Consider the following 406-nt stretch of genomic DNA (forward strand, 5'->3'; position numbering starts at 1 on the left):
CCCTGGACGCCACGCTAGACGCCACAGCACTACCGGACGCATTTACCGGGCCGGTAGTGCACGCGCAAACACACACCAAAGGTGCAAGACTAAAAAGAAACTTTCCCATCATTATTTCACACCCCGGTGTAATCTGCATAGTAACTGCCGTCAATAAGGTGAACTTTATAGTTAAAGCCATTCATCATGTCTTCAAAGTTATCAAAGAACGTATTACCATCACTACCGGCAATGAAGTAGAGGTCAATCATTTCAACAATGTTATTCGTCACATTATCACGAACGGCAATTGTCCGATACGTGTGGTAACCATCAGAGGCAGGCTCGGAAATATCAAGGCTATACTGAAAATCATCGGTGTTGTAGTTCGACATTTTGTGTCACTTCTTTCGCGTGTGGTGGTGAC

1 protein-coding gene is annotated in these 406 nt (G+C 45.1%); it reads right to left on the reverse strand.

Features of this window, described 5'->3' with window-relative positions; genetic code table 11:
* Positions 1 to 116: 116 nt before the first annotated feature.
* The gene (locus D7V77_RS43515; protein WP_147452400.1) at positions 117 to 374 is read right to left on the reverse strand and encodes a hypothetical protein; all 258 of its coding nucleotides are present in this window, start codon (positions 372 to 374) and stop codon (positions 117 to 119) included.
* Positions 375 to 406: the final 32 nt, after the last annotated feature.

This window comes from Corallococcus sp. CA041A (genome assembly GCF_003612075.1).
Taxonomy (GTDB): Bacteria; Myxococcota; Myxococcia; order Myxococcales; family Myxococcaceae; genus Corallococcus; species Corallococcus exiguus.